Source organism: Clostridia bacterium, assembly GCA_026414765.1.
GTDB lineage: Bacteria > Bacillota > Clostridia > Acetivibrionales > DSM-27016 > SKW86.
The window spans coordinates 1-3,120 of sequence record JAOAIJ010000048.1 but is presented as its reverse complement, the minus strand read 5'-3'; the positions used below and the strand labels follow the sequence as shown (position 1 = coordinate 3,120).

Genomic DNA, 3,120 nt, shown 5'->3' with positions numbered 1-3,120 from the left:
CGGTATATACTTTACTTTTGTATTCAGTCTTTTTGTTTGTTTTCATAGTCATAAGTCCTCTCTCGTCAGAGAGGCGGCGCGCCTTTAAAAGCTTACCTATGACGTTTAAAATTTAATTTTGATTAATGCATACTTTATTCACATTATCCACTTATACCTCTTCCTTAGTTCCGCATATCCTTGCAATACTGCATTACATATTCTTTGTATTTCTTGTAACTGTTCCATACATATTCCTCCTTACCATATTCCAGATGCTTTGTATACTCTTGTTGTCCTATGCTCAGCAAATCCTATAAAGTCGGTTTTCTCTTGTCTTTCTCTAATAGCCCTCTTTAGCTGCTTTAATTCTTCGTTCCTGTTTGCCAGGTTGCAAAATTCTTCTTTGCTTAGTTTCCTTTGCATTTTGACCCCTCCTTAGTACTCCCTGCAATATCTTTTTATGGTACCTTCGTGACAGTAGAACTTTTCAGCAAGCTTTTTATATGTCCAACCTTTCTTGTGTAACATTTTTATCAGACCTTTTGTCTTGCTGTCGAATGCTTTTTGTGGTTTCATCTTTTATCCCCTTTGTACATTTGTTATCCCCTGTGAATTTTAAATTTTCAAGCCGGTTACAACCTAGGCATTCCTCACATTGTTTTATTAATCCAATCAACTAGCCACCCACATTTTTCTTGTTGCTTCTCTTAGTGCCTGCTTAACGTATACCGGCATTGGTACAGGTTCGTGTGGCTTGTTGTTATAATCAAATATGTTTTTAGCCTTAAGAGATTCAATATCAAAATATTTATTCACAGGCTCAGTTATGTAGTTAGTTTTATGATCTTTACAGTTTCGCCCGTCATACTTAAATGTCTCGCCCTTCTCACACTCTGTACAGTACAGAATGTATTCCAATGGTGCTTTCCGTCCGTCTGCCATTTCATAAACATTTATCTTGTGACTAATAAAACCTTTATTCATACACACGTAACACATTTGCTGTTCTGATTGACTTTCTCGATTTGATCTTATTTGCTCTTGAGCTGAAATATATGCTTCTGTTAATTCTGCTAGTGTGGGGAAAAACTTTGCCTGTGTAGCAGATATATCTATCGCTTTATCCATTGTTTTATAATCATACTTTAGTAAAAACTGTGCATATTCTTCTTTCTGCCCTGGTCTTTCTTCAAAAGGACATTTTATCCAAAGTGATTCCAATCTTTTCAATATCCTTACAGCTTCCAAACCTTCCATTATTTCGCCCTCTTTCTTAATCGTTCCATTAATTCAGCTGCCTCTTCCTCCTCTGTAAGTTCTGGTTTGTGTGGCTTTAATGGCTTAATATTTGATTTTATTCTATCCCACTCCATTTGCTTTGCATCTGCTTGTGCAAGTGTAAATATTCCTTGCTGAGTCCATTTCCTAATTATTCCGTCTATGTATCCAAGTTCACGTTTATTTTTTCTTACAGCTATATCAATAGCCCTACATATTAGTTCAGATGGCATTTTATCCATTTCGAGCCATGAGGTTATTGTTTCCCTTGACTTCATTACCAAAGGCGAAATATTTTGTTCATAATAGGAATACGGGCTACAGCTACTACTTACTATAATACTTTCTTTAATACTTTCTTTAGGCACACCTGAAACCGTTATGTCTGTAGGATTATCTGTTACGAACTGTTCGGATTTTTTACTAACTTCGTTAGTGTTTTTTTCTAACACCGTAAGTAAATTACTAACTTCGTTAGTGTTTTTCAAACACTTATGTACTAAATTCTTTATTGTTTTGGAATCAGATTTCAGCGGGATAAGCCATTGTTCATAGTCCTTGTTAAAAATTAAAAGATTGTATTTTTCGATCCATTCAATTACTTTGTTATTTTTTAGAAATGTCAATTGTTTTGATACATCGCTTTTGAATAACCCAACAACTTCAAAATCTTTGTAGTTCTCATACTGCCATGCCTTGTTTCCACAACCCCAACTAAGCCTAATAATCAAGTAAATGATTTTTAGTTGTTGCTTGGAAAAATCCCTTATTAAAATATTTTCTTGTATTTCGTGGGTTATTATTCCGTGTGCATCTGTTGGTTGTGGGTTTGCCATTTATTTCACCTCATGTATACATTTTGATTTATACGCGTATAATAATAATAATGCACAATATACCTTTGGCCTGGTTATAGTGATTTTATTAGAAGGGCTTAACCATAAGCCCCTCTAATCTATGCAGAATATACAACTTGTTCCGCACTTTTGCCATTCTTCGCTGTATTCTTCATAACCCCAATTTAGTCCATACTTATGTGCCAATGCATTCATGCACCTCTCGCATGATGTAGCAGCTATTATTATTGCTTCACTTAGTGTATATTCTTTACTGTTAACAAGTGCCAGTGCCAATTCCTCGTTCCATCCTTGATTTACAGAAAAGAAATTTCGGCTTCCGTACCCTTTCCATTCCCTCGGCCATAAATGCCACTTTTTCTTTACCTGCGTTCCGTAACACGCTTTACATTCTCTTCCAACAATTCCGTCAACCCATCCATAAGTAGGAACAACGTATTTGTGTGGATGATTGCACTTATTTACCTCATCTTGGCTTATAAGTTTTAAATGATTTGTTGTCAACTGGTGTGGAAATCTTGAAACCTGGAATACTGCTCCATTTGGGCAATATTCATTTTCGGCACAAGGAATTTTATTACCTTTTTCATCCTCATACCATAGTGTTTCTAAATGCTCTTTAAGTATTTTCATGCTATATCCTTCACCTTTCTCAACTTAATCTCACCTTTATGTGTATATCCTTCTATCTGTACCATCTCTGGACGCTATATTTGGCATGTAGGCTTGTCCTTATACTTCCAGCCGTTACTTTTAAGGTAATTATCTAAAATTGGTCTAGCAAGCCCACAAGCCGTTATAAACAGTAAACCTATTATGGTTAAGTAAAATACTACTGATAAGTCATACATGTGTTTCATCCTTTCTAAATATTACGAATTAACATCTTTCCGCAATATAGGCAATCCTGTAGATAAATCGAAAACATAGTCCCCTTCATAACATAGACACTTGTAATCTATGTCATGTTGCTTTTTATCAATATTACAACCAATTCTATTTG

General features: G+C 35.2%; 5 protein-coding genes. All 5 read right to left on the bottom strand.

Going from position 1 to position 3,120, the window contains the following annotated elements; all coding sequences use genetic code 11:
• Positions 1–240: 240 nt before the first annotated feature.
• The 5 genes from N3I35_18680 to N3I35_18660 all read right to left on the bottom strand — a co-directional run bounded on the left by N3I35_18680 (position 241) and on the right by N3I35_18660 (position 2,750).
• Positions 241–405 carry a hypothetical protein gene (locus N3I35_18680; GenBank protein MCX8132111.1) on the bottom strand — a complete coding sequence of 55 codons (165 nt, stop codon included), beginning with the start codon at positions 403–405 and terminating at the stop codon, positions 241–243.
• A 12-nt stretch (positions 406–417) separates the two neighbouring features.
• Positions 418–558: a hypothetical protein gene (locus N3I35_18675; protein MCX8132110.1), complete on the bottom strand. Its 141-nt coding sequence runs from the start codon at positions 556–558 to the stop codon at positions 418–420.
• Positions 559–654: 96 nt separating this feature from the next.
• Positions 655–1,239, bottom strand: a complete 585-nt coding sequence (locus N3I35_18670; GenBank protein ID MCX8132109.1) for a hypothetical protein — start codon at positions 1,237–1,239, stop codon at positions 655–657.
• A complete protein-coding gene (locus N3I35_18665; GenBank protein ID MCX8132108.1) occupies positions 1,239–2,096 on the bottom strand; it encodes a DnaD domain protein in 858 nt (285 codons plus the stop codon). Before N3I35_18665 ends, N3I35_18670 begins: the two co-directional genes overlap by 1 nt.
• 114 nt (positions 2,097–2,210) lie before the next feature.
• A complete protein-coding gene (locus N3I35_18660; GenBank protein ID MCX8132107.1) occupies positions 2,211–2,750 on the bottom strand; it encodes a hypothetical protein in 540 nt (179 codons plus the stop codon).
• Positions 2,751–3,120: the final 370 nt, after the last annotated feature.